We start from the raw sequence: 24,838 nt of genomic DNA, 5'->3' as shown, positions 1-24,838 counted from the left end.
GATTCCATACATCTTTTCCGGAAAAAATGATGGGGTGAAGCACCGGCTAAAAGTAAGCCTTGGGCGTCAAAATTACGCGCTTGCTAGCGGGAATAACACGCGAACGACTGAAGAGTCACATCGCCATACTGAAAAATTGCGGAAACGTAATGCGTAACGGTTGCTAACGGGTTTACAAACAATGGATTGGGGTGAACGCTGTAGTCAGGAATTTCCTAAAATGCTTATAACGGGATGATAGCAGCTATCGACTTGATACGCAAAAGTAAAAGAATGGTTGGAAGACGCAAGGTAAAAAAACGGATTGTTTTTCCGGTCGCGTTGTCAGCACCTGAAAGCCAGAACGTTAGGGGCCATTCGCACGCCGGGTCTTTTATTTCCAAAAAAAATAATGTATTCTCGTCCGGCGATTCAAGGCACCCAATGACCCGATGGACCTATTGTAGCGCAGCCCAAACCCCGAATATCATCAACCTAAACCTATGCTCGGTTTTTACACGCCCGTCTTGATCCTTCAGGCCTTTTGTCTATACCACGCCTATCGCAACGGTTCCGAACAACGCTGGTATTGGATGATCGTTTTTTTCTCCTTTCTTGGCTGTGGCCTTTATCTCTATCACAATTTCTACAACCGTCGCAGCCTCCAAACCATCTCCGAAAGCGTGAAGGTGGTGGCCAACAGCAACTATAAAATCGAACAGCTCGAAAAAGCCGTTCGCTTCAACGACAACCTCGCCAACAAAATCAGGCTGGCCGATGCCTATGTGCACATTGGCCGCCCCAAAGATGCTATCGCCCTCTATGGCGACTGCCTCACGGGGTTCATGGCCGACGACCCCTTGTTGCGCATGAAGTTGCTGCAAGCCCATTTCACCGACGGCAACCTCGACGAAGTGATACAGATCGGCGATTCGCTGGCCGGCGAGAAAACATTCCGCGATGCCCACGAACGCATTGCCTATGCGTGGGCCCTCCATCAACGCGGCAACACCGCCCGTGCCCAGGAAGAATTTGAAAGCATGGACCGCACGTTCACCAACTACGAGCATCGCCATGAGTATTGCAAATTCCTGCAAGCCACCAACCAACCCGAAGCACTCAACACCAAACTCAGCGAACTGCTGGAAGAAATCAACCACATGTCGGGCACCGAACGCCGCCTGAAACGCGACACCATCCGGCAGATACGGGATATGAATAGCACGGTTTAATAGCGTTCATGGAGTTGGCCTTCATGGCTAAACGGAAACGGTGCAAATGGTATCGCGCAAAAAGCAACAAAGCATATGACATTAAATCAGGCACCTCCTTCCGCCAAGGAAATTTATGGAGGATTTTGGATCAGATTGGGATCACTGTTTCTTGATTTCCTGATTGTATTGCCGATTGGCTTGTTCTTTCATTTTGCGGGAGGCTTTGGGAGAGTGGTACATCTTTATACGATCGCGCCGCACTTCATGGTGCTGATTTTTTTTCATGTGTATTGTGTGAAACGCTGGGGTGGCACGCCGGGAAAGTTGATTGTTGGGCTGAAGATTGTGAAAGAAAATGGTGAAGACGTGGGATGGCGTGAGGCTTTTGTCAGGCATAGTGTTATGCTTGCATTATCGCTGCTCACCATGTGCGGCACCACCGCGGCGGCACTTCAACTTCCCGAAGATACCTATGGCATGGCAACGTTCATGGAGAGATCGCTGTTGCTGGCAGGGGTGTTTCCGGTTTTCACGCAAGTGGTGTCGTGGCTTTCAAACATTTGGGTCTACGGCGAGTTCATGGTGTTGCTTACAAACGAAAAACGAAAAGCTATCCACGACTACATGGCAGGCACAGTGGTCATCAACGAAAAATATCAGGCCTTTGTAAGGCAAGAGGCATCGGCGCTGAGCACCGTTGTTTAGGCCAAGCGTTAAAACAAATAAAAAACTTTACGATAACTATATGGGACTGGACATGCGCCCCATGGGCAAACCCAAACCTGGATTTGAAGTACGCTTCAACCAAATCTTCAAAATCATTGGTGGACAGGAACCGCTTCCGCCCGGCACAAACAAAGACGACCTGCTGCAGGAATGGTTTGCCAATCAAATCCCAACCTACGAAACCATCAAAGCTCCCCGCGTGGGAAGAGACCCCGAAGCTGATGCGTGGATAAAGGAACGCTACAACGAAACGGATAAGTCTATTCCGGAAGCCGAATTCATGGCCGAACACGAAGGCTTCTACGTGATAGACCTCGCGAAAGAAACCGACGGCGTGCCCGTCTACATCGCCATGGGGCAGGACGAAAATGTTTTTCGGGGTCAGTTCATGAACGATTGCGTAGACCTGATTGGCGAGGAACTCGTGGCCGAAGCCTGGCAAACCAAACTTGCCGACGACGCCCTCGACTATGGCAACCGCCTGTTGCAAGCCGCCGATGCCATTGCGCGCGAAAAGAATTTACTCCACCTGAAAGATGCACGCATGCCGCCTGAAGGAAGCGAGAACAGTATAGAATCACAGCTGCACATCGTGTATTCGTTGGCGCGCTGGCTCACGTTCTATGGACGGAATGGACATGGATACGAAGCCGATTTTTAAATCACACCACACGCTCTCTATTATACCGCATCTTATATTCCGCCGGCGCCATTCCCGTGAGCCGGCGGAACACATCGCGAAACGCTTTGCTGTCGGCATAGCCCACATCAAACATCACTTCGCTCACGTTCTTGCGACTTAACTCCAACATCTTTTTTGCCGCTTCCACTTTCACGCGCTGCTGATATTCCACCGGTGTGTTGCCCGTGGCTTTCATGAAGCGCCGGTCAAAGTTGCGCCGGCTCACGGCCAGTCGCGTGGCCAGGCTGTCCACGGCAAGTTTGTCGTGCAGGTTTTTCTCGATAAGATCTTGCGCCTCGCGCACCACAGCGTCGTCGTGATTTTTCTGGCTGGCAAAGATGGTGAAGGGCGATTGGCTTTGGCGGTCGGGCTCGATCTGAAAAACTTTCGAACAGTAGATGGCCGTTTCCTTGTCGTAATATTTTTCGATGAGATACAGCACCAGGTTCAGAAATGAAAATGCACCACCGTTGGTGTAGATGCCATGTTCATCGGTAATGATCTTGTCGGTGCACAGGTGCACGTTGGGAAACATTTTCCGGAACGCATCGGCGGCGATCCAATGGGTTGAACAGCTCTTGTCGTCTACCAGTCCTGTGGAGGCGAGCAGGAAGGCGCCGGTGCAGATGCTGGCAATCTCGGCGCCGCGCTTGTATTGCTGCGTAAGCCACTCGCCCAGCTTTTTATTTTTCTCCAGCGCAGGCTGAAAGTTTTTGTCGAGCGAGGGAATGATGATGAGGTGGGTCTTGCTGATGGTCGTAACCAATGTTGGGTGAACCGTGAAAAGCCCGTCGTGAAACTTCACGTTTTTTGAAAGCCCGGCGAGCTGTATGGTAAACAACGGCTTCTTTCCATGCTGTTGCCAATACAAATTGGCACGACTGAAAATTTTATAGCTGCCCACAATGCTGCTCAGGTTGAGCCCGCCTGCGGGAACAAGTATCGTCAGGTGTTTCATATCGGTGATGGTTATACCTCAAAGATATGAACGCTCCATGTCTGAAAAGGATCCCGAGATGGGTGATTTTGCAGCGTAAAAAAAGTTTGGATGTCCCTTGTTAGTGCTTCAACAACCCGAGCCGCATCAAGCTTTCTGCTGTGGCCGTCAGTGCATCTTCGCTCGAACGGGGATTCCACCCCAGCACGCGTTTCGCTTTTTCATTCGTGGCATTTTTGGTTTTGCCCAGTTCGGGTGTCACACTGCGCAGCATGGGGTTGAACAACGACGAGATGCGCACCAGCCAGTTGGGCAACACTTTGGTGGGCACACGCCGCGCGGAGTCGCCCAGGCGTTTGCGCAGCACCTGCGCAATTTCCTGCACCTGCATAAAGTTGTCGGCAATGGCGAGGAAGCGCTGGCTTCGGGCTTCGGGATGGGTCATGGCACGCAGGTGTAGGTCGGCCACGTCGCGCACGTCCACAATGCCAAACGAGAGCTTGGGTGTGCCGGGCATGGCGCCGTCCATCAACATTTTCACCAGGTGTATCGATGTGGAGAGGTCGGGGCCCAGCACCGGGCCGAACACGCCCACGGGGTTCACCACCGACAGCTCCAACGCGCCGCCTTCGTGTGCTATAAAATTCCACGCAGCCCGCTCGGCCAGTGTCTTCGATTTCACATAGGCACTCACATCGCTCTTGGCATCGGTCCAGTTTTCTTCGGAGAAGGGTTGGTTGCGCGTCTTTACGCCATAGCCAATGGCGGCAAACGACGAGGTGAGCACCACACGTTTCACACCCGCATCGCGCGCGGCCCGCAGCACACGCAGCGCGCCTTCGCGTGCGGGAACAATGAGGTCGTCTTCATGCTTGGGTGTGCCGGGCGGAAAAGGAGAGGCCACGTGCAACACAAAGTCACAGCCGCTCACGGCCTCGGCCCAGCCGGTGTCGCGCATGAGGTCGGCTTCTACGAAGGTCACCGTGTCTGTGTTTTTTGCGCCGCCTGCCTTCAGCATGGCCAGCACATTGTCTTTGCGCTTCAGCGATCGCACGGTGGTGCGCACGTCATATCCGGCATCCAGAAGTTGGATGATGCAATGCGCGGCTACAAAACCCGATCCGCCGGTCACCAGCACGCGTTGTCCGTTTGTTGTTGTAGGCTTGTTTTCCATGTTTCGGTTGGGCTCCTGGTCTTTTATGTTGTGTCCTTAGCAAGAGGGACGGTTTGAGGAAAGAAACATTTTAAAGGCATCTAAAAAACTTTCCCCGCGGTGCAGCAACGTCAATCTAAAGAATAAACCTTGTTTGCGCGCATTGGTTAGTCACAAGGCGCGGATTTTTTTGAATCTTTTTTTAATATTAAGGTGCGGCACTGATAGCCGACAGGAGGCAACGACTGTTTTCACTAAGTAGTACGTCATCCCCGGCTTTATCTCTTTCTCGAACATGATGAAATATGGCATATTGATCGCACTGGCAATGTTCACTGGGCAACTGAAAGCCCAACACACGCTGACGGGCAAAATTGTGGATACCGGCCGCGACGCCATACCGTATGCCAGCATTCAGCTTCAATCCGAAGCCAAAGGCACACTCGCAAACGAACAGGGAGAGTTTTCGCTGGTCGTGCCCGCGCTCCCGGCGCTCATTCAGGTGTCGCACCTCGGCTACGAGAGCGTGGTTGTTGAAGCGAAAAACGACAACACCTTTGTTGTGGAGCTACAGCGGTCGGCCGTTGTGCTAAAGGAGATTGCCGTGTCGGCCGACTATCCCTATCATCTCATGAAGCAAGCGTTCGAGAAGGCGCGACGCGAGCGCGCCAATACACATTATGGCAAAGCATTCTTTCGCCAGAAAACCCAAAGCGATAGCCTCTTCACCGAGTTCAGCGAATCGTTCTATGAAGTGAAATTTTCATCGAAGGGAATCGACAGCTGGTTCATCGAGAATGGACGTTATGCCCGACGCAAAGGTGAGAAGGGCGACTACCTGTTCTCGTTCACCAACTATTCATACCTCACAGGAGGTTTTCTTTTTTACCAGGAAAAAATCAAAGACCTCATTCTTCCCGTGAACCCCGCGGTAGACAAATACTACGACCTCGAAATCCGGAACTACATTCAGTCCGACAACGGCGAGCTGGCAGAAGTATATTGTACACCGCGTGCCCCCTACAAAAACAACGCGATGGAAGGTTCCGTCTTCATCAACACCACCACGTTTGCACTGCAAAGCATCCGCGGATGTTTCAAAAACGCGTGGGGCGTAACGTTTGCCGACAAAGACATTGAAGTGAAAGACCCCTTGATCTGTTTCGACATTGCCTTCCGCAACGACCACCATCACGGCACAACCGTACTGGACTACATGCAAGTAGACACTCGTCTGCGCTATGCAAAATCAGACGTCTTCGAAAAAATCGCGCACGTCAACTCCGTGTTGATCTTCTATCAAATTCAAAAACAACAAACCGAAGAGAAGTTCGAAAAAGTGAGACGCAAAGTAAAAGACATCGACACCATCAAAAAAGTAAAGTATAACCCGGCCTTCTGGAAAAACAACGCCATCATCAAACGCCTGCCCGACGAAGAGAAAGCTATCGAAGCATTCGAAGCCGCCAACTCCTTCGGCAACTATTTCAACAACCCGAACTAACCAGCAGCAACCGTGGGCGTGCCCCGCCGCCGATTGGCGGGCGGGTCGGGCTGTCCGCTCCAAGTCCGCCACCCCGCAACGCCCCACCGCACTTCGGGCTTTCACTACCATCCCTCACGCATTGATCTCCACAATAGCATACGGCGGCAACGTCAAAGGTTTCGCGTTGTCTCCAATAAACACGCGCTGCACTTCGTCTGTATAATTCCAAACGAGACACGCCCCATCGTCAAACAACAACGCATCGGCAATCAGCGGATGCGAGGAATGCGAGCCACGGATTTTTTTGATTTTGTGTTTCAATACATTTTGCAGCGCAACATACACAGGATATGGAGCACCCTCTGCCGAAATGATGCCTTGTCTGTCGTGCGTCTGATAGTACGTGAGCGATGCCACGCCGGCCTGGGTTGTGGTCTTTATGCTGCCCAGCGTCCACACCGCGCAGAAAGGTGTGCGTTGTCGCGGGTCGGTGCGGTCCTGTTCCGACATCACGATGTTTTTAGGATCGGCGGCATAGGGGTTCAGGCGCTTGCGTAGCGTGATGGGCGAGAGGTGTACGGCAGTGTGGGGATAGATGGCTTGCGCGCTGGCCACCACGTCGCGTTGTGCTTCGAGGTTTTCCACAATCGTAAGGTTGTCGAATGCATGCTCCTGCGGATGGAGGCCAAACGAAACGAAGTCGACGGCTGGTGCATGCAGGCGGTGCTGGTTGATCTGGTGGAAGGCATAGTTGGTGCCGATGCCGAATTTTGTTTTTGGCATTTGGTCTTTCAGTGTCAGCAGATAATCTGCCAGCGGTTGAGGTGTTGCTAGCGATCCGTTGCCAACGGCCAGTATACTTTTCACCTGCAGCCTGTTTTGCAAACAGAGCTGCACAAAGGCATCGAGCTCGATCTTGAAATCGGCCGACAAACTCAGCACCACTTCAAGGGGCAAGTCCATCTGGCTGGCAATCACGCACTGACGCGAGAAGGCGGTCACCCAGTCTACGGCCAGCGGCGTCACTTCCACGCGATAGTGTGAAAGGCCCAGGCTGCGCACCTGGTCTGCCACGGCCAGCGGCAACGGGGTGTCGCCCAGGGCTGCGCCAATGCCAAGGGGAGGGAGGGAATGCGTTTGGGTATTCGCGGTGATGCGTATGGTGTCGTCTACCGGCGCCGTTGCAACCTGGGATGGAGCCTGAAAGGTGATTTTCTGAAACACATGATCGCCTTTCTTCAGAGCCACTGGAAACGGCTTGGCCGACGGTGTGCAAAAGGTTTTAAAGGAAGCATCGCTCCAGTTGCGCTGGTCTTCGGTTTCGAACGTGTCGCCGTCAAACGAAAGGGAGTATGCTTCATTGCCCGTTGTCCACAGAAGCGACTTGATGTCTTTAAATGGATTCACCGGATCGATCAATACCGGAAACTGGCCGGCCGTGTATGTGCCGTCCACGTGGTGCACGGTCACGGGTTGGCCCGCGGTTTCATGAATGGGGTGCAGGGCGCAAAACCCGGCGCGGTTTTTCAGCTGTGGCTCCAGCGCCTCGCCGTGAATTTCGAAGGTGATGGTGCCGTCTGCTTTTCCCTCCAGGGCCGCCTGCCACCGAAACACATCTCGCCCGTCTTTCCGGTTCACGCTGTGGTAGGCGATGTGGAAGGAGTCGTCGCCCACGGTGCGGGCATCTTCGCGGATCACATGTTGCAGTGTGGCCCAGTTTTCGTCGCGCAGGGCGAAATAGAGCATGCGCACAATTTCCTGTCCGCCGGCGGTGATGTGGCGAAGAAATCCATTCTCATATCCCACCCGAAGGTGTCCGGCGCGAAGTTGAAGCATAGGGCGTGTTGTCTGACTGCCTAAAGATAACAAAGCGTTGTGGCCCGCGCGTGCGCCGCGTCATGTTTTTGAACTGGGATGAGGTGCGGATGCCGCACGACGCCGCGCAGGGTGAGGAATGTTTCGGCGAGGCGGCATTGCCATTATTTCCAAAATTTCAGTATCTAGGGAAGCTTAAACCCTGTGTGTTTGAAATCTACTGTGAAATCGATTCTGAAGAACCTCACCTTTTGGGTGTTGTTGTCCATCGCCGCCGGCATTGTGTTGGGTGTGGTCGATCCCGCCCGCGCCGTGCAAATGGAATTTTTGGGCAAGGGCTTCATCAGCGTGGTGAAAGTGTTCATCAACCCCATCATCTTCCTCACCATCACGCTGGGCATCGCCGCCATGGGCGACCTCAAGAAGGTGGGCAAGACCGGCGGAAAGGCACTGCTCTATTTCGAGATCGTGACCAGCTTTGCGCTGCTCATCGGCGTGGCCGTGGCCTACGTGGTGCAACCCGGCGCCGGTGTCGACACCTCGAAAGCCAGCGGCGTGGAGATTGGCAAATACCTCACCGGCGCCCAGCAGTTCAGTTGGCTCCACTTTTTTCAGGAAAACCTCACGTTGCAAATTCTGGTGATCTCCATCGTGGTGGGATCGCTCATCAGCGTGTTCGATAAAAAGCACGTCATCGCCAAACCCTTGAGTGCGATTTCGAAATATGTGTTCAAGGCGCTTCACATTGTGATGTATGCCGCACCCATTGGCGCGTTCGGGGGCATGGCCTATACTGTGGGCAAGTTCGGGCCCTCGGCACTAGTGTCGCTGGCCAAACTCATGGGCGCGGTCTATCTCACCATGGCCATCTTTGTGTTCGTGGTGTTGGGCGCAATCCTCTGGATGTATCGCATCCGCATCTTCGATTTTTTGAAATACATCAAAGAAGAATTGCTCATCGTGCTGGGCACGTCGTCAAGCGAAGCGGCGTTGCCGTCGCTCATGGAAAAGCTGGAGCGCATGGGGTGCTCCAAGCCGGTGGTGGGCCTCACGGTGCCTGCAGGCTACTCGTTCAACCTCGACGGCACCACCATCTATTTGTCTATGGCGTGCATCTTTCTGGCGCAAGCCTATAACGTGCACCTCAGCATGGACAAGATTCTTACCCTTGTGGGCATTCTGCTCGTCACGTCCAAAGGGGCGGCGGGCGTAACCGGCAGTGGGTTCATTGTGTTGGCCACCACGCTGCAAGCCGTCAAGTCCATTCCCATCGAAGGGCTTGCGTTGCTCATTGGTGTGGATCGCTTCATGTCCGAAGCACGCGCCATCACCAACATGATCGGCAATGGTGTGGCCACCGTGTGGCTTTCTAACAATGAGCGTGCGTTCGATCGCGAAGCCATGAAGCAGGCGTTTCACAAAGGCGAAGCGGAGATTGTTTCATAAGAATGTTATGTCTGGTTATCAGAAATCAGGTATCCGTGATGCGTTACATAGCTAACGGCCGCTATGTTTTTTGAAATATAAGGTCAGGAAGAATGTGGTGAGATTCACCAGTACTGCAAAGGCATTAGCCACAATGATAATCAAATCGTTCTTCAGCACGCCGTAGCATATCCACAACACAAGGCCGGCGAGGAGCACCGACAGCATCGTCACAGAAATGTCCTGCGCTTTCTTTTCCCGGATGAGTTTAAGCAACTGCGGCAGCAGCGATGTTGCTGTAAGTGCACTCGCAGCAATGCCCACAACGGTCATCAAATCCATTTGGCGTGGGTGTTCGGGTGAATAAAAAATTAAATAGCCACGACATCAAAGCCTTTGAAAATCGCCTGTTAATCGATCGCCTGCCTTGTGTCGTGGCTATGTTTTTTCAAGCGGGCACACGTCTGGGTTTCTCCCGTTCCCAGAACCGGTGCTGCGCAATGGCTTTTATGAATTGGTCACCAAGTTTGGCGGCATCATCGTGAATGACAATGCCTTCACGAAGCACAGTCTCCAGGGAATTGTCTTCGGGAAGCTTCTTTGAAAAGTACGTAGCTTCCAATACCTGACGCGCCGCCTCATCGCCGGCAATGGCTTTGCAATGTTTAAAAGCTTCGTTCAGAAAATGCACAGCGTTTGCTTCGGCAGCCAGTGTGGCCACGCTGTTGGTTCCTCCCGGCACATACACGGCATCATACAATACGGATGCGGCGGTCAGGAAACTTTGCTGCACGGGAATGGCAGCGTCGTGTTCGCCTGTCACAATGCCGAGCTTTGGCGCGATCACGTCCACAACTGCACCCGCTTTCGTCAGTGCCTGTTTCACAACATTGAGCGATTTCTCGTTCACACCGTCGGCCGCAAGAATAGCAACTTTGCGAGTGGCGATAGAATCTTTTATGGTGTTGGCCATGCTCAAGGCATCCGATTTCAGCAACGAACTTTCCTTGTTCACCGATTCATAGGTCTGAGGATTGGCGTCGGCAGGAATGCTTTGGTTCAGCGTGCCGTCAATTTTCTTTGGCACCGAAAGCCCAAGGCCATAGGCCACTTCATTGGCAAGTCCCTTGTCGATGTTTGCCAGCACCACCAGCATGCGCTCACGCACGGCGATAGCTTGCACTTTGCCCAGTTCGAACCGCAGTGCGTCCACGATGTGATTTTTCTCGGGGTCTGACTGACTGTTGAAAAATAGCCTGGCCTGACTGAAGTGGTCGAAGAAGCTCGGACTGCGTTCACGAATTTTCTTTGCGTCGATCCGTTCGGTATAGGATGTGAAGCCACCCTCCATGGCTTTCGCCTGAAAGGGACATCCACCACCGAGGGTGTTTGGATTGTAGCTTGTCTTCCCCTTGTTAATCGTTTGACGCATCGCGCCATCGCGCTGGTTGTTGTGCACCGGAGCAATGGGGCGATTGATGGGGATCTCATGAAAGTTGGGACCACCCAACCGGATCAATTGTGTGTCGGTATAGGAGAACAGCCGGCCTTGCAACAGCGGATCGTTGGTGAAGTCGATGCCGGGAACAACGTGGCCCACGTGAAAGGCCACTTGCTCGGTTTCGGCAAAGAAGTTGTCAGGGTTCCGGTTCAGCGTCAGCTTGCCAATGCGTTGCACGGGCACCAGTTCTTCGGGCACCAGCTTCGTGGGGTCGAGCAAGTCGAATTCAAATTTATGTTCGTCGGCTTCGGGAATGATCTGCACACCAAGTTCCCATTCGGGAAAGTTGCCGCTGGCAATGGCATCCCACAAATCTCTTCTGTGAAAGTCAGGATCTTTGCCCGAAATGTTTTGGGCTTCGTCCCACGCCACGGCGTGAACACCAAGCAGCGGCTTCCAATGAAATTTCACAAAGGTCGATTCATTCTTTTCGTTGAGGAAACGAAATGTGTGAACACCAAAGCCTTCCATCATGCGATAGCTTCTTGGAATGGCGCGATCGCTCATCACCCACATCACCATGTGCGCCGACTCGGGCATGAGCGAAATAAAATCCCAGAACGTGTCGTGCGCCGAGGCGGCTTGTGGCATTTCGTTGTCGGGCTCGGGCTTCACGGCGTGAATCAGATCCGGAAACTTGATGGCGTCCTGTATGAAGAAGACGGGAATGTTGTTGCCCACCAGATCAAAGTTTCCTTCTTCGGTATAGAATTTCACAGCAAAGCCTCTGGCGTCGCGAGCCAGATCGGAAGATCCACGCGATCCAGCCACGGTAGAGAACCTCACAAAGACTGGAGTCTCTTTCGAAGGATCTTGCAGGAAACCGGCGCGCGTCACAGACGACATCGACTTGTATACTTTAAACACACCGTGAGCTGCAGAGCCGCGGGCATGTACAATTCTCTCGGGTATGCGTTCGTGATCGAAGTGTGTGATTTTTTCGCGCAGGATAAAATCTTCCAGCAAGGTTGCGCCACGTTCGCCAGCCTTTAGCGAATTCTGATCATCGTTCACTTTAACGCCGTGGTTCGTGGTCAGGAATTGAGCTGTGCTTTCTTCCGTATTGGGAGCGAGTTCTTTTGTTTTGGCATTGTCCGGTTGCTTTGGATCGGCAGTGGGCTTTGCAGTATTTTTAGTGGCCATGGATTGTTATGGTTAAAATGAAAGAAGAAGCTTAGGCTTCTTCTTCTGCGGATGCGTAGTTCACGTTGCTTTCGGCAATTTCCGTCAGCAGTTCGTCTGTCTCTTTTTCTTCCGACAATGTTTCGGCAAGAAGATCGGCGATGTCGTCGCGGCCGAGCGTTTTGGCCAGCTGTGTAAGACCTCCGTAGGTGGCAATTTCATAGTGCTCTACTTTTTGTGCGGCCAGAATCAAACCTACGTCGCGTGTGGCTGTTCCATCGTCAGTGTCTTCAATGATGCTTTCGCCTTCCTGCACCAGGCCTTCCATGGCGTCGCATTTTTTGGCTTGTGGTTTTTTCTCCAGCAGCTCAAACACTTGTTCCAGTCGGCCCACATGCTCTTTGGTCTGTTCGAGGTGTGTTGCAAAGGCTTCCTGCAACTCGGAAGAAGAGGCGGCCTTTTTCATTTTGGGCAGGGCTTTGGTCAAATGTTTCTCGGCCCAGTAGATGTCTTTGATTTCGTCGGTGAAGAGTTTCAATAAGGCAGAGTGTGTCTCGCCTGTAGCGACGTTGCTTGATTTTTCGTTGCTACTTTTCTTTGCAGTTTTTGCCATGTGTTAAGTCTTTTAGAGTGTATCAGCTTCTCTGTAAAAAGTATGCCGGAAACGATGGCGATAGACCGTTGCCACAGTGAGCATCCAATTCCGGAACGCGGCACCAACGTTCGCGACGTGAATGAACGTCTGCGGGCTGGTTTCGAACAATGTTGCAGGGTTAACCTTGTCATAAATTTTCTCAGGCAATCATTTTGATGGGCAACGCGACGAACATATTCAGTCGAGAGGGTCAGAAACTATGAGGCAATTCGCCTACAGAATCTCAGTTCCCGGGGAAAGTAATTCCTCATGGGTGTTTGGTGCACGCGCCCGATCATATTAATAACGGCCGATTTTGTTCAGCAGCCGATGCCAGTTTACGAACGCAATGGGTACAGATGTTGCAATCACGGAATTGACCTTAAAAGATATCCAAAGAAAAATATGAACGCCGAAGTTTATACCATCCGAATCGTTGCATCCCAAACCTGCCCTACGCTATGGAACACTCCTCAGTAAAGCTTCCCGTGTATGCCAAGCTCGCCCAGATCATACTCGGCATCATCGGCTTCTTCTACATTCTGTATATCGGCAAAGACATCCTCATCCCGGCAGCCCTGGCGCTGGTGATTGCCATCCTGCTCAATCCCGTGGTGGAGTTTCTGGTGAGAAAAGGGTTGAACCGTATTTTGTCAATTGCCCTGGCGCTGTTGCTCATCACGGCCATTTCTGCTATTGTCGGATATTTCATTGGTTCTCAGATCGCCAAGTTCAGCGACTCGCTTCCCGAGTTTAAAAAGAACCTCACCACACTCGAAGGCAACATCAGCCAATGGATCTCTGAAACGTTTCACATCAGTGAGAAAAAGATGCAGGCCTATATTGCCGACGCCAAAAAGGGTGTTGATGGCTCGGCCATTCTCGGCAAAACCATCGGCGCGCTTTCAGGATTGTTTGTACTGTTCATCCTCCCGGTCTATACCTTCCTGATCTTGTTTTATAAATCCCTCTTCATGGAATTCATCGCCCAGCTGTTCAAGAATGGCGAGAAGGATGTAGTAGCCGAAGTGCTTGCCGAAACAAAAGGCCTGGTGCAAAGCTACCTGGTGGGGCTGTCGGTAGAGGCCGTGATTGTGGCCGTGCTCAATTCTATGGTGTTGCTCATCATCGGTGTGGAGTATGCCATTCTGTTGGGATTGATTGGTGCCCTGCTCAACCTCATTCCCTACATTGGAGGCGTGGTTGCCATTGCACTGTCGGTGCTCATGGCGGTGGCCACCGGCGAACCGTCGGATGCGCTGTGGGTGCTTGTGGGCTATTTGCTGGTTCAATTTGTCGACAATAATTTTCTGGTGCCGCGCATCGTAGCGTCGAAAGTAAAACTCAATGCATTCATATCCATCCTGGTGGTGTTGATGGGTGGCGCCCTCTGGGGAGTGACGGGCATGTTTTTATCCATCCCGTTCACGGCAATTCTGAAAGTGATCTTCGACAGGGTAGAAGCCCTTAAGCCCTTCGGACTATTGTTGGGCGACGAGCAGCCCGACAAGCCAACGATCACCCTGAAGCCGAAGGCAAAGTCGCGCGCGAAGACGAAGTGATGTTCCAATGCGACAGGTAACCGCGCGGAAACATAAGACCTTCACAAACTATTTTTGAACACCGCCCAACCCAGAGCAACCACCAACTGGATTTTTCTGGTTCAAAGGCCACGCCATTTTCTGGCCCGACGGTTTCTTCACCATCGTCATCATTCTCCATTTCACCTTGAAATCGATTGTCCCTGAGGCATAATCATTTCTTTAGTTGGATTGCATTTGCCGTTGCCGCCCGCGACATACCCTGTGAAAGCATATCTACCTACCCTCTACAAGTGAGTTAAAAAAGCCCTTAAGGAGTGATTGACAAGCGCTTTGAGGCCGGACTACATTTGCGGTGATGTTGCCAACGACCCATCAGTCGCGGCCTCTTCGGTGATTGCTTTTGTTGGAATGTAATGAAGCACCGGTCGCCACAAAAGTCTAACGCTAACGGAATACACACATTAACCCCCTTTTATACTATGAATAAACTCTTTACAACACTGGTCTTTATATTCCTCGCCGGCTTCGCGTATGCGCAAACCGGAATTATTAAGGGCACGGTTTCGACTTCCGACGGCAAGCCTGCAGAGCACGTGAACGTTGCCGTGAAAGGAGTGAACAAAGGAACGACCAGCGACAGCCATGGCAAATTCGAGATCCGCAAGGTGACTGCCGGAAGCCATGTGATTGTGGCCAGCTTCGTGGGATTTAATCCCGTTGAACAGCCCGTTGACGTGCGCGAAGGCGAAACCGCCACCGTGGCCTTTGTGCTCAACGAAACCTCTGCACAACTCTCCGAGATTGTGGTGAGCGGCGAGCGCGATCGCTACAAAGCCGATGTGGCTTCGTCGAGCCTCCGTCTTCAGTCTTCGCTTTTGGAGACACCTCAAAACATCCAGATCGTGACCGGCGAAGTGCTGAAAGACCAGCAGGTCATCAGCATGAGCGACGGTCTGATACGCAACGTTAGCGGCGCGGTTCGTTCAGAACATTGGGGCGACCTCTATGCCAACATCAGCGCACGCGGCTCGCAGATCCAGGCGTTTCGCAATGGCTTCAACGTGGTGAACTCCTATTGGGGCCCGCTCACCGAAGACATGAGTTTTGTAGACCACATCGAATTTGTGAAAGGCCCCGCCGGCTTCATGCTCTCGAGCGGCGATCCCTCCGGACTCTATAACGTGGTGACAAAGAAACCCACCGGCGTCACAAAAGGAGAAGCGTCTCTCACCACCGGAAGCTACGGGCTTTTCAGAACAACGCTCGACCTTGATGGTAAGCTGAGCAAAGACGGCCGCGTGTTGTATCGCTTAAATCTTTCTGCACAAAACAAGAACTCGCACCGCGCCAACGAATACAACGATCGTTATGTGATCGCCCCGGTTATTTCCTATCAAGTTGACGAAAGCACAAAGCTCACGTTCGAGTATAACTACCAGCGCGCCAACATGAGCAACGTCGGTTCGTTCTATGTCTTTTCAAAAGAAGGCTACGAGTCGTTTCCCGTCGACTACACCACCTTGCCCGCGGGCATGCCGGGCACGGCCATTAACGATCACAGCTTCTACCTGAACCTGCAGCACGATCTGAACGAGAACTGGAAGCTCACGGCGCAGGTGGCGCGCTTCATCTACGGCCAGGTAGGCACGTCCATGTGGCCCACCGTTGTGAATCAGGATGGAACCTATGTGCGGAACATCGGCGTCTGGGATGCCAAGAGCAACATGTCGATGGCGCAGCTGTTTGTGAATGGCGAAGTAAACACGGGATCCGTGCGCCACAGAATTTTGGGTGGACTGGACATCGCGAGAAAAGAATACATGGCCGACTGGGGACAATCGTTCAACCTCGATTCGATAGACAATCCCTTTGATCCCGCCAATCCCTACCTCGGCGTTCCCATCACGGGCTTTCCCAACTTCGATCGCACCACGCCGCTGGCACAACGCGCACAGCTGTCTTCGGGACTTCTGAATCAGCAATACTACAGTGCATACCTTCAGGATGAGCTGGGCTTTCTTGAAAACCGTGTGCGCCTCACGCTGGCAGGTCGCTACACCGACTTGAGTCAGTCGGCCTACGGCGGTTCGCCCGATAAAGCCAAACACTTCACGCCGCGCGCGGGGTTGAGTGTGTCTGTCAACAAACAAATTTCCGTCTATGCGCTCTACGACCAGGCTTTCATTCCGCAAACAGGCGTGCTGAGAGGCGGTGGCAAAGTTCAACCCATCACCGGAAACAACATGGAAGTGGGCATTAAGAAAGATTGGCTGAACGGATGGAACACCACCTTGTCGGCCTACTACATTCTGAAGAACAACGAACTCACCGCCGATCCCACCAACCCCAATTCAGGGTTGAGCATCGAGCTGGGCCAGAAGCGCGCAAAGGGAATCGAGTTCGATCTTCGCGGAACAATCCTGCCCGGTCTTAACCTGATCGCCAACTATGCCTACACCGATTCACGCGTTATTAAAGTGGCCGAAGGCGTTACCTACCCGGAAGCCGGTTCGCTGGTGCCAGGCTTTGCAAAGCATACTGTGAACACATGGCTCACCTATAAAATACAAAGTGGTGCACTGAAAGGAATCGGAGTTTCGGGCGGATACACCGCGTTGCTGGATCGCGCCACCTATTGGGAGGCAGCACCCGATCCCACTAAGGAGATGAAAGATTATTTCAAATTGGATGCAGGGTTGTTCTGGGAGCAAGACCGTGTGAGAATTGGGGTCAATGTATTTAACGTGTTGAACAGATACCTCTATAGCGGCTCATACGAAAGCTGGATGACAGATGCCGATGGTGTTGCGTCGCCGCTCTATAGCTGGCAAACCGAAGCACCACGCAACTTCCGACTGTCGGTGAGCTACAAATTCTAGACATGATCAGTATTCATAAAACACATTCGTAAACATTCAACGGGCATAGACATCGGGTCTATGCCCAAACCTTTTACAACCATGAGACAAAGACTATACTTAATTGCATTGCTGATTTTTGCACACGTGTCGGCCGGGTTTGCCCATGCGCTTTGGATTGAAACAAAGGGTGAAGGCATCCTGGGGAAGGAACAGGAAGTGAAAATATTCTATGGAGAATATGCCGAGAAAGAATTTGAAGCTACAGACAAATGGTATTCTGATGTGAACACCTTCGCACTTTGGCTCACCACACCCGACGGCACCAAAAAGCAACTTACTTATAAGTCTGCAGACAAAGCCTTTGTCGCATCATTCACCCCCGACAAGGAAGGCACATACGTTCTCACCGTAGGACACAGCGCCCGCGAAATTGACGGCACAACCGTCTATCAATTCAACGCTTCGGCAGTGGTCGCAGTGAAGAGTTCAACCATCGGCAACGCGAAGGCAATACCTGCAAATGAACTCTACCTCGAGCCAGGCAAAGACGCCAAAGGAAAACAAGGCATTGTTAAAGCATTCTACAAAGGACAGCCTGCCGCAAAAATCACCATCACCGTTTCCACGCCTTCGGGTTGGAGCAAGAATTTTCACACCGACGAAAACGGCGTGGCTAATTTTGAGTTGCAGGGAAAAGGATGGTATGCACTGGAAGGATTCTACACAACCGAAGAAAAAGGCAATCACTTCGACAAGCCCTACGAATCCATCTGGCGTTGCGCCACCCTGCGCATAGACGTGAAGTAACCCCGATTGTTATAAATGATCTCAAAAGCAATCCCCCAACTACCTTCCCTTGACCTCAAACGGTCATGAACGCAAACTAGGCTTCACCACCAGGCGCGAATACGATGGTCTTCTCATCCTCACCAAAGACACCATCGAACTTCACCTATGGCTTTGCCACGATCCGGCCATACCCCAAAACTCCAGTGTCTATTTCCACGTCACCGAAATCGAAACCTTGTTCGAACACTGCGAACGCGTTGGCATCGTGCACCCCAAAGGCGACCTCGAAGACAAACCCTGGGGCATCAAAGAATTCTACGCCACCGACCCCGATCAAAACCTCCTGAAGTTCGCCCAATTCAGATAAGCACTGGCGCGGGTTTGCAACCCGTGCCCACCATCTTATCAGTCTCCGACTGAAACAAAAAAAACAGGCCATCCCCCAAGATGGCCTGTCTGTTAAGTAAGAGACCACACACAATCACGGCTGCGTCACCCCGGCAAAAATCACCAGATCGGCCAACGTAAAATCTCCCGGCGTCACCGACGGCAACATCGGCGTGAACCCGCCCGAAACATTCAGGAAAGAACTACCATCCCGTTTCAAAATCCTGACAAACGTATCGGCCACAATCTTGGCCCCCACATCACCCAACTGCTCACCATCTTTTTGCACAGCCGACTCGCGCAGAATGTAATACCACAACGGTGTCTTGCTAAGAAGAAGGCCGCCGTTGGAATCCAGCACGGCAATCTCGTCGGGTAGCAACCCTTGTTTCAATTCCGTTGCAGTAAGAGGCGCGATGCCGAAGTGATTGGCCATGCCCTGGCCACTGGGCAAACCTAGTGCGAGTCCTCTGCGCAGGTTTCGGGTGGCGAGTATGGCCATGATGCCGCTGCCGCCGGGAATGCTTTCCAATCCACTGGCCAGGAAGCTGTCGATCTTCTTCGCCTTGTTGTGAATGGGAACAGAAATGCCCGTGTCGAAGAAAGCATTGAAGTCGACCACCCAGCTTGACAAGACTGGAAGGTTTGGATTTCTGTTAAACTGAAACACCTGGGCAAGCGACGCAAAGGGGAAATTGAAATTCACCCAATACTGATCGCGGATCATGCTGTGCCCGAAGCGATAGGCGGCCACCGAAAATTCCACCGGCATGCGGAACGCGCTGCCAATAGGCGCGGACACCCCCGACAAAGCATTGTTCACCGCCGGTGTGCCACAGATGCGTTTGAGAAAGTCGTGCACCACGGCCCACTGATAATGTTGCGTAACAATCTTCTTCGCTTCCACAAAAATGTCGCCCGAGAATCCGGCCACCACCAGCAGGTCTACCACCTTGTTGTGAAACTTCAGCATGGCATGATGAAACTGCACGACAATCAAATTCTCGTCGTTGCGCGGATCGCCGATGATGGCCGTGTTCGACGACGAGGGCGGATCGAGTGGATTGTGCATGCGCGGAACATCGAAGTTGGTTTGTGTGACCATGCCCGGGAAACCCGCCGCACCGCCGGGGCCACCCGGGCCAGGGCCCGTTGAGTTTGTTCCTAACTGAAACCGGATGGCCGTAGGGGGATCGCTCGTAGGGAACGCATACAGAAACGGATCCAATGCCGGACCTCTACCATAGAGCGAGTCCAGGTCGAGCGCCGGCGTTCGCATGTTGTTGATGGTGTTGGCATCCTGCTCCGACTCCAGCGACGACGACACATCCAGCGTGATGTCGTGATCGACAAACTGACCGAAGTAGGTGAACCCCGAAGGCATGAGCGAATCGCCTGAGGGATCGCGACCGGGGTCGCCCATCATGCCTCCCAGTTCACCCAGCAACACCTGGTTGGTGAAATTGAAGGGAAGCTTGGTGGCGTTGCGCACCGAGAGTGGTGTGATGTAACCAAACTTGTCGGCGCAGCGCGAGAACACCGAGGGGAAAGGGAACCAGGCAAGCGAAACCTTGGCACCATGAAAGCGTTTGTGTCCCGGCTTCAGGGCTTCAAGTGTTTTCTTCACATCTTCGGGAAGCCGTGTGGCGGCGAGTGTCGGACGAGGATCGATGCGGTTGATGCTGGACAGAATCTTTTTGGAATCGCCTGCGAACTTCACATCAAACTCGATCATGCGTTGTTCCAGATCATTCTTTCTGAGCGGATGCGGATTGTCGGTTTGTTTCGTGGAAAACGTTTTGAAGAGCTGTTCAACATGCTCCGAAACTTTCGAGATGTCGGGTTCTTTCACCTCATCGGTGTTGCTCACTTTCTTTGACGCTGTTTTCTTCGCAGCGCGCTTCCTGGAGGGTGTTTTTTTGGGAGGCATAGCATTACGGTTTGGTTATAAAATAATTGTACGATACAATCCAGCGAAGTAGGAGATGAGGCGTGGCCATCGGCGTGGCAACAGATTCCCGGACAACGACACGAGCCGAACAGCACGTAAGCATACAGCATAAAACAAAGAGCCCATCCGGCAATCGAGATTTCCTCTGCTGCTTAGATGGGCTCTATGAATCTAAAATATGCTATTCGCTTATGGAATCAAAAGAGTTGATGGTGTTTCTTGGGAATGGTGGTGTGATATACCGGTTATCGGGTAGGGGGAACGAAGTTGACACAACTCGAATCACGACGCAGTACTGCCAAAGATTTTACGTAGTGATGACCAGCAGATAATCCACATCTTTATAAGACTGGATTATCTCTGGGTTATTACTGCTTCATCTGTGGGTTATCTCTGGATTATCCGCGCCAAAGCACCGACTTATGAAAGAACTCCCGGGTCGTTACGGCTCCAACCGATACGCATCAAAATCAACATCCACCTTCTCGAAGATGCCGGAGCGTTGAAGACAGGCATCCAGTGCAAGAATTCCCGCCTGATTATTTTCTGCCGTGATGAAGGCGAGGTTCCAGATGTCTTTCGAAAGCGTGAAGTCTCCCACCGACGATGTGATGGCAAACAACACCTCGTCGTTCATCCAAAGATCGGTGATGGAGGTGTGAACGAAATTCAGTTCGGCAAACGTCCTGAACAGATCGGGCAGGAAGCTGTCGTTCTCCACGCCATCTCTGAACTCCAGCAAAAGATTCTGGCCACCATATTCTGGACGAAGGGCATAACTATACATAAAACCGCTCCGGGATTTTCAGCCGTTTCTAATTCCGATTCAAAGGTAGAAGTGGACCGTAGAATTGCAAAGGTGCAAGCGGGTAGGGGGCCGCACGGCAGTCATGCTCTCCCGTCCGCCACCGTATTCTGCCATCCATAAAATCCGAAAAGGGCTCTTCGGGGCGCGGCGTGTGCTCTGTGCAATATTGTTCGCCTTTCATATAATTTGCTGTTTAAATCGATTGAAAACTATAATTTTAGGCAAACATTATATTGGAGCATGAACTTGAACACAGAGGCTGAAAAGCAGAACACCTACGACGCTATTGTGGTGGGCACGGGCATCAGTGGCGGCTGGGCCGCAAAGGAACTTACCGAAAAGGGTCTCAAGACCCTGGTGTTGGAACGCGGCAGAATGGTGAAGCACCCCGACTACCCTACAGCCACAAAAGATCCCTGGGACATCGCCTACGGCGGCAAGCCCACGCAGGAAGATCTGAAACAACAAGCCAAGCAGGCTCGCACCGGCTACACGGTGTCGCAAAGCACCAAGCACTGGTTTGTGAACGACCTCGAAAACCCCTACACCGAAACAAACCGCTTCGACTGGATGCGGGGCTATCACGTGGGCGGTCGCTCCATCATGTGGGGCCGCCAAAGCTACCGCCTCAGCGACCTCGATTTTGAAGCCAACGCCAAAGACGGCATCGCCGTGGACTGGCCCGTGCGTTATAAAGAAATCGAACCGTGGTACGACTACGTGGAGAAATTCGTAGGCGTGAGCGGTCAGGTAGAAAACATACCCCAGCTTCCCGACGGCCAGTTTCTTCCTCCCATGGAGTTGAACTGCGTGGAGATCGACCTCAAGAAATCATTGAAAGATAAATTCGGCCGCCTCCTCACCATCGGCCGCGTGGCCCACGCCACGGCACCGCTACCACACAGCCCGCAACGCGGCACGTGTCAGTATCGCAACCTGTGTTCGCGCGGGTGCCCTTATGGTGGCTACTTCAGCAGCAACTCGTCAACGCTCCCCGCGGCAGAGAAAACCGGCAACATGACGCTGCGCCCCAACTCCATCGTCTATGAACTGATCTACGACGAGAAGAAGGGCAAAGCCACCGGCGTGCGCGTGCTCGATGCCGAGACCGGCAAAACGGAAGACTTCTTTGCCAAAGTGATATTCCTCTGTGCATCCACCTTCGGCTCCGCCTTCATCATGATGAACTCCATCTCCAACCGTTTTCAGAACGGCTTTGGAAACGACAGCGGCGAACTGGGCCACAACATCATGGACCATCACCTGGCCGTGGGCGCCAGCGCCGAAGTGGAAGGCTATGGCGATCAATATTACTTTGGCCGCAGAGCCAACGGCTTCTACATTCCACGCTACAGAAACTATGGCACCGACAAACGCGACTACATCCGCGGCTTCGGCTACCAGGGATCGGCCAGCCGTCAGGGATGGGCAGCACAGGTGAAAGAACTTGGCCTTGGTGCCGAACTGAAAGCCGCCATATCGTCGCCCGGCAAGTGGACCGTGGGCATGGGGGGCTTCGGCGAGATCTTGCCCAACCACGACAACTATGTGAAGATCAATAAAGAAGTGAAAGACAAACACGGCTTGCCCACCTTAACGTTCGACGCCATCTTGCGCGACAACGAAATAAAGATGCGCAAAGACATGTCGGGCGATGCCGTAGAAATGCTCACCGCCGCGGGCTTCAAAAACGTGACGCCCTACGACCGCGAAACCGGCATCGGTCTTGGCATCCACGAAATGGGAACGGCCCGCATGGGCAAAGACCCGAAGACATCGGTGCTCAACAAATTTAACCAGGTGCATGCCTGCAAGAATGTGTACGTCACCGACGGCTCGTTCATGGCATCATCGGCCTGTCACAATCCATCGCTCGGCTACATGGCCTTCACCGCCCGCGCGGTAGACCACGCTGTGAGCGAACTGAAAAAGCAAAACATTTAACCGAACCCATTCAACATTTACTATGGATCGCAGAGAAGCATTGAAGCGCACAGCCCTCATGATGGGCGGCATGGTGTCCGCACCGGCCATCATGGGCATCCTGAACGGCTGCGCAGCCAAGCCCACCATCAACTGGAAGCCCGTGTTCCTGACCGAACCGCAGGGCACCCTGGTGAGCCTCGTGGCCGACATCATTATTCCCAAGACCGACACCCCCGGAGCCTCCGAAACCGGCGTGCCCGCCTTCATCGACCTGATGCTGAAAGACGTCTACGACGCCGACACCCAGGAGCACTACACCAAAGGCCTCGCAGAATTTGACGCCGCCGCCAAACAGGAACACGGCGACATCTTCATCGAACTGAGTCCCGAACAACAAGCCGCCTTCGTGAAAAAGATCCACGATGCAGCCGTAGAAGAAGAACGCAACCGCAAGCCCGAACCCGGCAAGCCCGCACCCAAACGCTCCTTCATTCTCATGACCAAAGAGCTGACCCTGCTGGGCTTCTTCACCTCAAAACCAGGCGCCACCCAAGTGCTCCAATACGAAGCCGTGCCCGGATCATACAAAGGCTGCATCCCCCTGAAAGAAGCCGGCAACGGAAAAACCTGGGCAACATAAACGCATAGACATTTCACAAGCTTTAAAAACAGAAGCTCAATACTGGCACAAGGGGTGTTGGTGTTGGGCTTCTTTGTTTTTGGAATATCCATTTTTACCCTTGCCGGGAAATACAAAATTACCCGCCCTGCATTTTCCGGAACACCAGCCCGGCAAACTATTTCTACCCTTACCGTAGCGAACACCACGCACAGCCTGTGGACAAGACACGCACAGTACTGTGAAGGAGAAGTGCACAGGTTGAGGAAGACACCTGCACAGTGCTGTGAAGGAGACACGCACAGTAAGGATACGGACACAACTCGCATAGCCCGATATTTAGACTGCAAGATTTTTTCAGTGTGAGCGACTATTCTTGTACAACAGTCGTTTGTTGTCCCATTATTAATGACGTTGTTATGAACTTGTCGTACTATTCGATTCGTCCTGACGATGAGCATTTGTCGTACACATTTTATAGTGTGGGGCGCCGTGGCAGGATCCTCAAAAATATTACGTATAGACTTGTGCAGGCTGAGCCGATACAAGTATTTAATTTGTCGCTTGGGGAAGTAGACAGTGAGACAAGACAATTGAGAGATGATGCGATTACAGAAAATGGTGACCGAGACAAAGTGTTGGCGACCGTTGCGCGTTCGGTTGATGTATTTTGTGAGTACCATCGCGACGCCTACGTTGTAGCACGCGGAAACACCCCGGCCAGAAACAGACTGTATCGGATGATGATTTCCAATAATCTAGCAGCAATACAATCAAGGTATCGCGTGTTTGGTTTGGTAGGTGTGAAGGAGAAGTCTTTCGGAAAAATCAAAATTATGATGGCTTCATGGTAAAGGCCCTTTGAAATTGCTAACTTTAATGTAAATACGGCAGTATGAACAAACCAGCATCAAAAAATCCTTCTGTGAAAGCTAACAAGAAGCGGTTCATGTCTAAGGAAGATGCGAATCGTTATCTGAACGACCCCTATGTGTTGAAGAAGGCTGAGGAAACAAAGAAATATCTGCAGAACTTCGACTGGGATGCTTTTATGAAATTGTGAAGCGCCAAACCGCCCACTCCGTTTATTCCCCTTGCCAATTCCCCAATCTTTTCCTAATTTTCAACTAGCTCGTTTTCTTGCTATTCCGTTTCTGGTCTCATTTTGGGTGGCCGGGATTTTTAATTCATTGGTGATGTGTGCGTCGGGGTGACGCATAACGGTTTCCCAACCATGAAATGTTTGTAGCAGGGCAGACGGCATCCGCGGGGTGGTTGT

Annotated in this window: 21 protein-coding genes; 13 read left to right on the top strand and 8 right to left on the bottom strand. The window is 52.4% G+C overall.

Annotation, left to right across the window (positions count from 1 at the left end; all coding sequences use genetic code 11):
* Window positions 1-482 precede the first annotated feature (482 nt).
* The 3 genes from JI741_RS21975 to JI741_RS21965 all read left to right on the top strand — a co-directional run bounded on the left by JI741_RS21975 (window position 483) and on the right by JI741_RS21965 (window position 2,580).
* Window positions 483-1,211 (top strand): hypothetical protein, encoded by a 729-nt coding sequence (locus tag JI741_RS21975; protein ID WP_202013518.1) that lies wholly within the window; start codon window positions 483-485, stop codon window positions 1,209-1,211.
* Between the two features lie 75 nt (window positions 1,212-1,286).
* Complete coding sequence (locus JI741_RS21970; protein ID WP_202013517.1) at window positions 1,287-1,898, top strand: RDD family protein; 612 nt, start codon at window positions 1,287-1,289, stop codon at window positions 1,896-1,898.
* Window positions 1,899-1,938: 40 nt separating this feature from the next.
* Window positions 1,939-2,580, top strand: a complete 642-nt coding sequence (locus tag JI741_RS21965; RefSeq protein WP_202013515.1) for a hypothetical protein — start codon at window positions 1,939-1,941, stop codon at window positions 2,578-2,580.
* 1 nt (window position 2,581) lies between these two features.
* Here the strand turns inward: JI741_RS21965 and JI741_RS21960 are convergent, their stop codons facing one another.
* Together JI741_RS21960 and JI741_RS21955 are read right to left on the bottom strand one after the other, a co-directional pair.
* Entirely contained in the window at window positions 2,582-3,559 is a 978-nt protein-coding gene (locus JI741_RS21960) for a GlxA family transcriptional regulator (protein ID WP_202013513.1), read from the bottom strand.
* A gap of 100 nt (window positions 3,560-3,659) precedes the next feature.
* Window positions 3,660-4,712 carry an SDR family oxidoreductase gene (locus JI741_RS21955; RefSeq protein WP_202013511.1) on the bottom strand — a complete coding sequence of 351 codons (1,053 nt, stop codon included), beginning with the start codon at window positions 4,710-4,712 and terminating at the stop codon, window positions 3,660-3,662.
* Window positions 4,713-4,986: 274 nt separating this feature from the next.
* Here JI741_RS21955 and JI741_RS21950 point away from each other — a divergent pair, with 274 nt between their 5' ends.
* Window positions 4,987-6,195, top strand: coding sequence for a carboxypeptidase-like regulatory domain-containing protein (locus JI741_RS21950; RefSeq protein WP_202013509.1), 1,209 nt, complete (start codon window positions 4,987-4,989; stop codon window positions 6,193-6,195).
* Between the two features lie 114 nt (window positions 6,196-6,309).
* On the opposite strand, the gene JI741_RS21945 is transcribed toward JI741_RS21950, so the two are convergent.
* Window positions 6,310-8,046, bottom strand: coding sequence for a D-apionate lactonase family protein (locus tag JI741_RS21945; RefSeq protein ID WP_500789620.1), 1,737 nt, complete (start codon window positions 8,044-8,046; stop codon window positions 6,310-6,312).
* Window positions 8,047-8,214: 168 nt separating this feature from the next.
* On the opposite strand from JI741_RS21945, the gene JI741_RS21940 reads away from it, so the two are divergent.
* Window positions 8,215-9,438, top strand: a complete 1,224-nt coding sequence (locus JI741_RS21940; RefSeq protein ID WP_202013576.1) for a cation:dicarboxylate symporter family transporter — start codon at window positions 8,215-8,217, stop codon at window positions 9,436-9,438.
* Window positions 9,439-9,489: 51 nt separating this feature from the next.
* Here the strand turns inward: JI741_RS21940 and JI741_RS21935 are convergent, their stop codons facing one another.
* The 3 genes from JI741_RS21935 to JI741_RS21925 all read right to left on the bottom strand — a co-directional run bounded on the left by JI741_RS21935 (window position 9,490) and on the right by JI741_RS21925 (window position 12,653).
* Window positions 9,490-9,759, bottom strand: coding sequence for a SemiSWEET family sugar transporter (locus JI741_RS21935; RefSeq protein ID WP_202013505.1), 270 nt, complete (start codon window positions 9,757-9,759; stop codon window positions 9,490-9,492).
* Between the two features lie 106 nt (window positions 9,760-9,865).
* The gene (locus JI741_RS21930; protein WP_202013503.1) at window positions 9,866-12,061 is read right to left on the bottom strand and encodes a catalase; all 2,196 of its coding nucleotides are present in this window, start codon (window positions 12,059-12,061) and stop codon (window positions 9,866-9,868) included.
* Between the two features lie 31 nt (window positions 12,062-12,092).
* On the bottom strand, window positions 12,093-12,653 hold the full coding sequence (locus JI741_RS21925) for a YciE/YciF ferroxidase family protein (RefSeq protein ID WP_202013502.1): 561 nt from the start codon (window positions 12,651-12,653) through the stop codon (window positions 12,093-12,095).
* A 482-nt stretch (window positions 12,654-13,135) separates the two neighbouring features.
* Here JI741_RS21925 and JI741_RS21920 point away from each other — a divergent pair, with 482 nt between their 5' ends.
* The 4 genes from JI741_RS21920 (at window position 13,136) to JI741_RS21905 (ending at window position 18,235) form a co-directional block, all read left to right on the top strand.
* Window positions 13,136-14,236 carry an AI-2E family transporter gene (locus JI741_RS21920; protein WP_202013500.1) on the top strand — a complete coding sequence of 367 codons (1,101 nt, stop codon included), beginning with the start codon at window positions 13,136-13,138 and terminating at the stop codon, window positions 14,234-14,236.
* 461 nt (window positions 14,237-14,697) lie between these two features.
* Window positions 14,698-17,097 carry a TonB-dependent receptor gene (locus JI741_RS21915; RefSeq protein ID WP_202013498.1) on the top strand — a complete coding sequence of 800 codons (2,400 nt, stop codon included), beginning with the start codon at window positions 14,698-14,700 and terminating at the stop codon, window positions 17,095-17,097.
* Between the two features lie 81 nt (window positions 17,098-17,178).
* Window positions 17,179-17,886, top strand: coding sequence for a DUF4198 domain-containing protein (locus tag JI741_RS21910; RefSeq protein ID WP_202013496.1), 708 nt, complete (start codon window positions 17,179-17,181; stop codon window positions 17,884-17,886).
* Between the two features lie 49 nt (window positions 17,887-17,935).
* A complete protein-coding gene (locus JI741_RS21905; RefSeq protein WP_202013494.1) occupies window positions 17,936-18,235 on the top strand; it encodes a VOC family protein in 300 nt (99 codons plus the stop codon).
* A 114-nt stretch (window positions 18,236-18,349) separates the two neighbouring features.
* Here the strand turns inward: JI741_RS21905 and JI741_RS21900 are convergent, their stop codons facing one another.
* Window positions 18,350-20,185 (bottom strand): peroxidase family protein, encoded by a 1,836-nt coding sequence (locus JI741_RS21900; protein WP_202013492.1) that lies wholly within the window; start codon window positions 20,183-20,185, stop codon window positions 18,350-18,352.
* Between the two features lie 463 nt (window positions 20,186-20,648).
* The gene (locus tag JI741_RS21895; RefSeq protein ID WP_202013490.1) at window positions 20,649-20,993 is read right to left on the bottom strand and encodes a hypothetical protein; all 345 of its coding nucleotides are present in this window, start codon (window positions 20,991-20,993) and stop codon (window positions 20,649-20,651) included.
* A 261-nt stretch (window positions 20,994-21,254) separates the two neighbouring features.
* Between JI741_RS21895 and JI741_RS21890 the strand changes: the two genes are divergently transcribed.
* The 4 genes from JI741_RS21890 to JI741_RS21875 all read left to right on the top strand — a co-directional run bounded on the left by JI741_RS21890 (window position 21,255) and on the right by JI741_RS21875 (window position 24,622).
* A complete protein-coding gene (locus JI741_RS21890; RefSeq protein WP_202013488.1) occupies window positions 21,255-22,958 on the top strand; it encodes a GMC oxidoreductase in 1,704 nt (567 codons plus the stop codon).
* 22 nt (window positions 22,959-22,980) lie between these two features.
* A complete protein-coding gene (locus JI741_RS21885; RefSeq protein WP_202013485.1) occupies window positions 22,981-23,580 on the top strand; it encodes a gluconate 2-dehydrogenase subunit 3 family protein in 600 nt (199 codons plus the stop codon).
* 398 nt (window positions 23,581-23,978) lie between these two features.
* On the top strand, window positions 23,979-24,413 hold the full coding sequence (locus JI741_RS21880; protein ID WP_202013484.1) for a DUF6934 family protein: 435 nt from the start codon (window positions 23,979-23,981) through the stop codon (window positions 24,411-24,413).
* Window positions 24,414-24,454: 41 nt separating this feature from the next.
* Window positions 24,455-24,622: a hypothetical protein gene (locus JI741_RS21875; RefSeq protein ID WP_202013483.1), complete on the top strand. Its 168-nt coding sequence runs from the start codon at window positions 24,455-24,457 to the stop codon at window positions 24,620-24,622.
* Window positions 24,623-24,838: the final 216 nt, after the last annotated feature.

Origin of the sequence: Chryseolinea lacunae, assembly GCF_016735595.1 — a bacterium.
GTDB lineage: Bacteria > Bacteroidota > Bacteroidia > Cytophagales > Cyclobacteriaceae > Chryseolinea > Chryseolinea lacunae.
The sequence above is the reverse complement of the archived record's forward strand: the minus strand, read 5'-3'. Positions and strand labels throughout refer to the sequence as shown.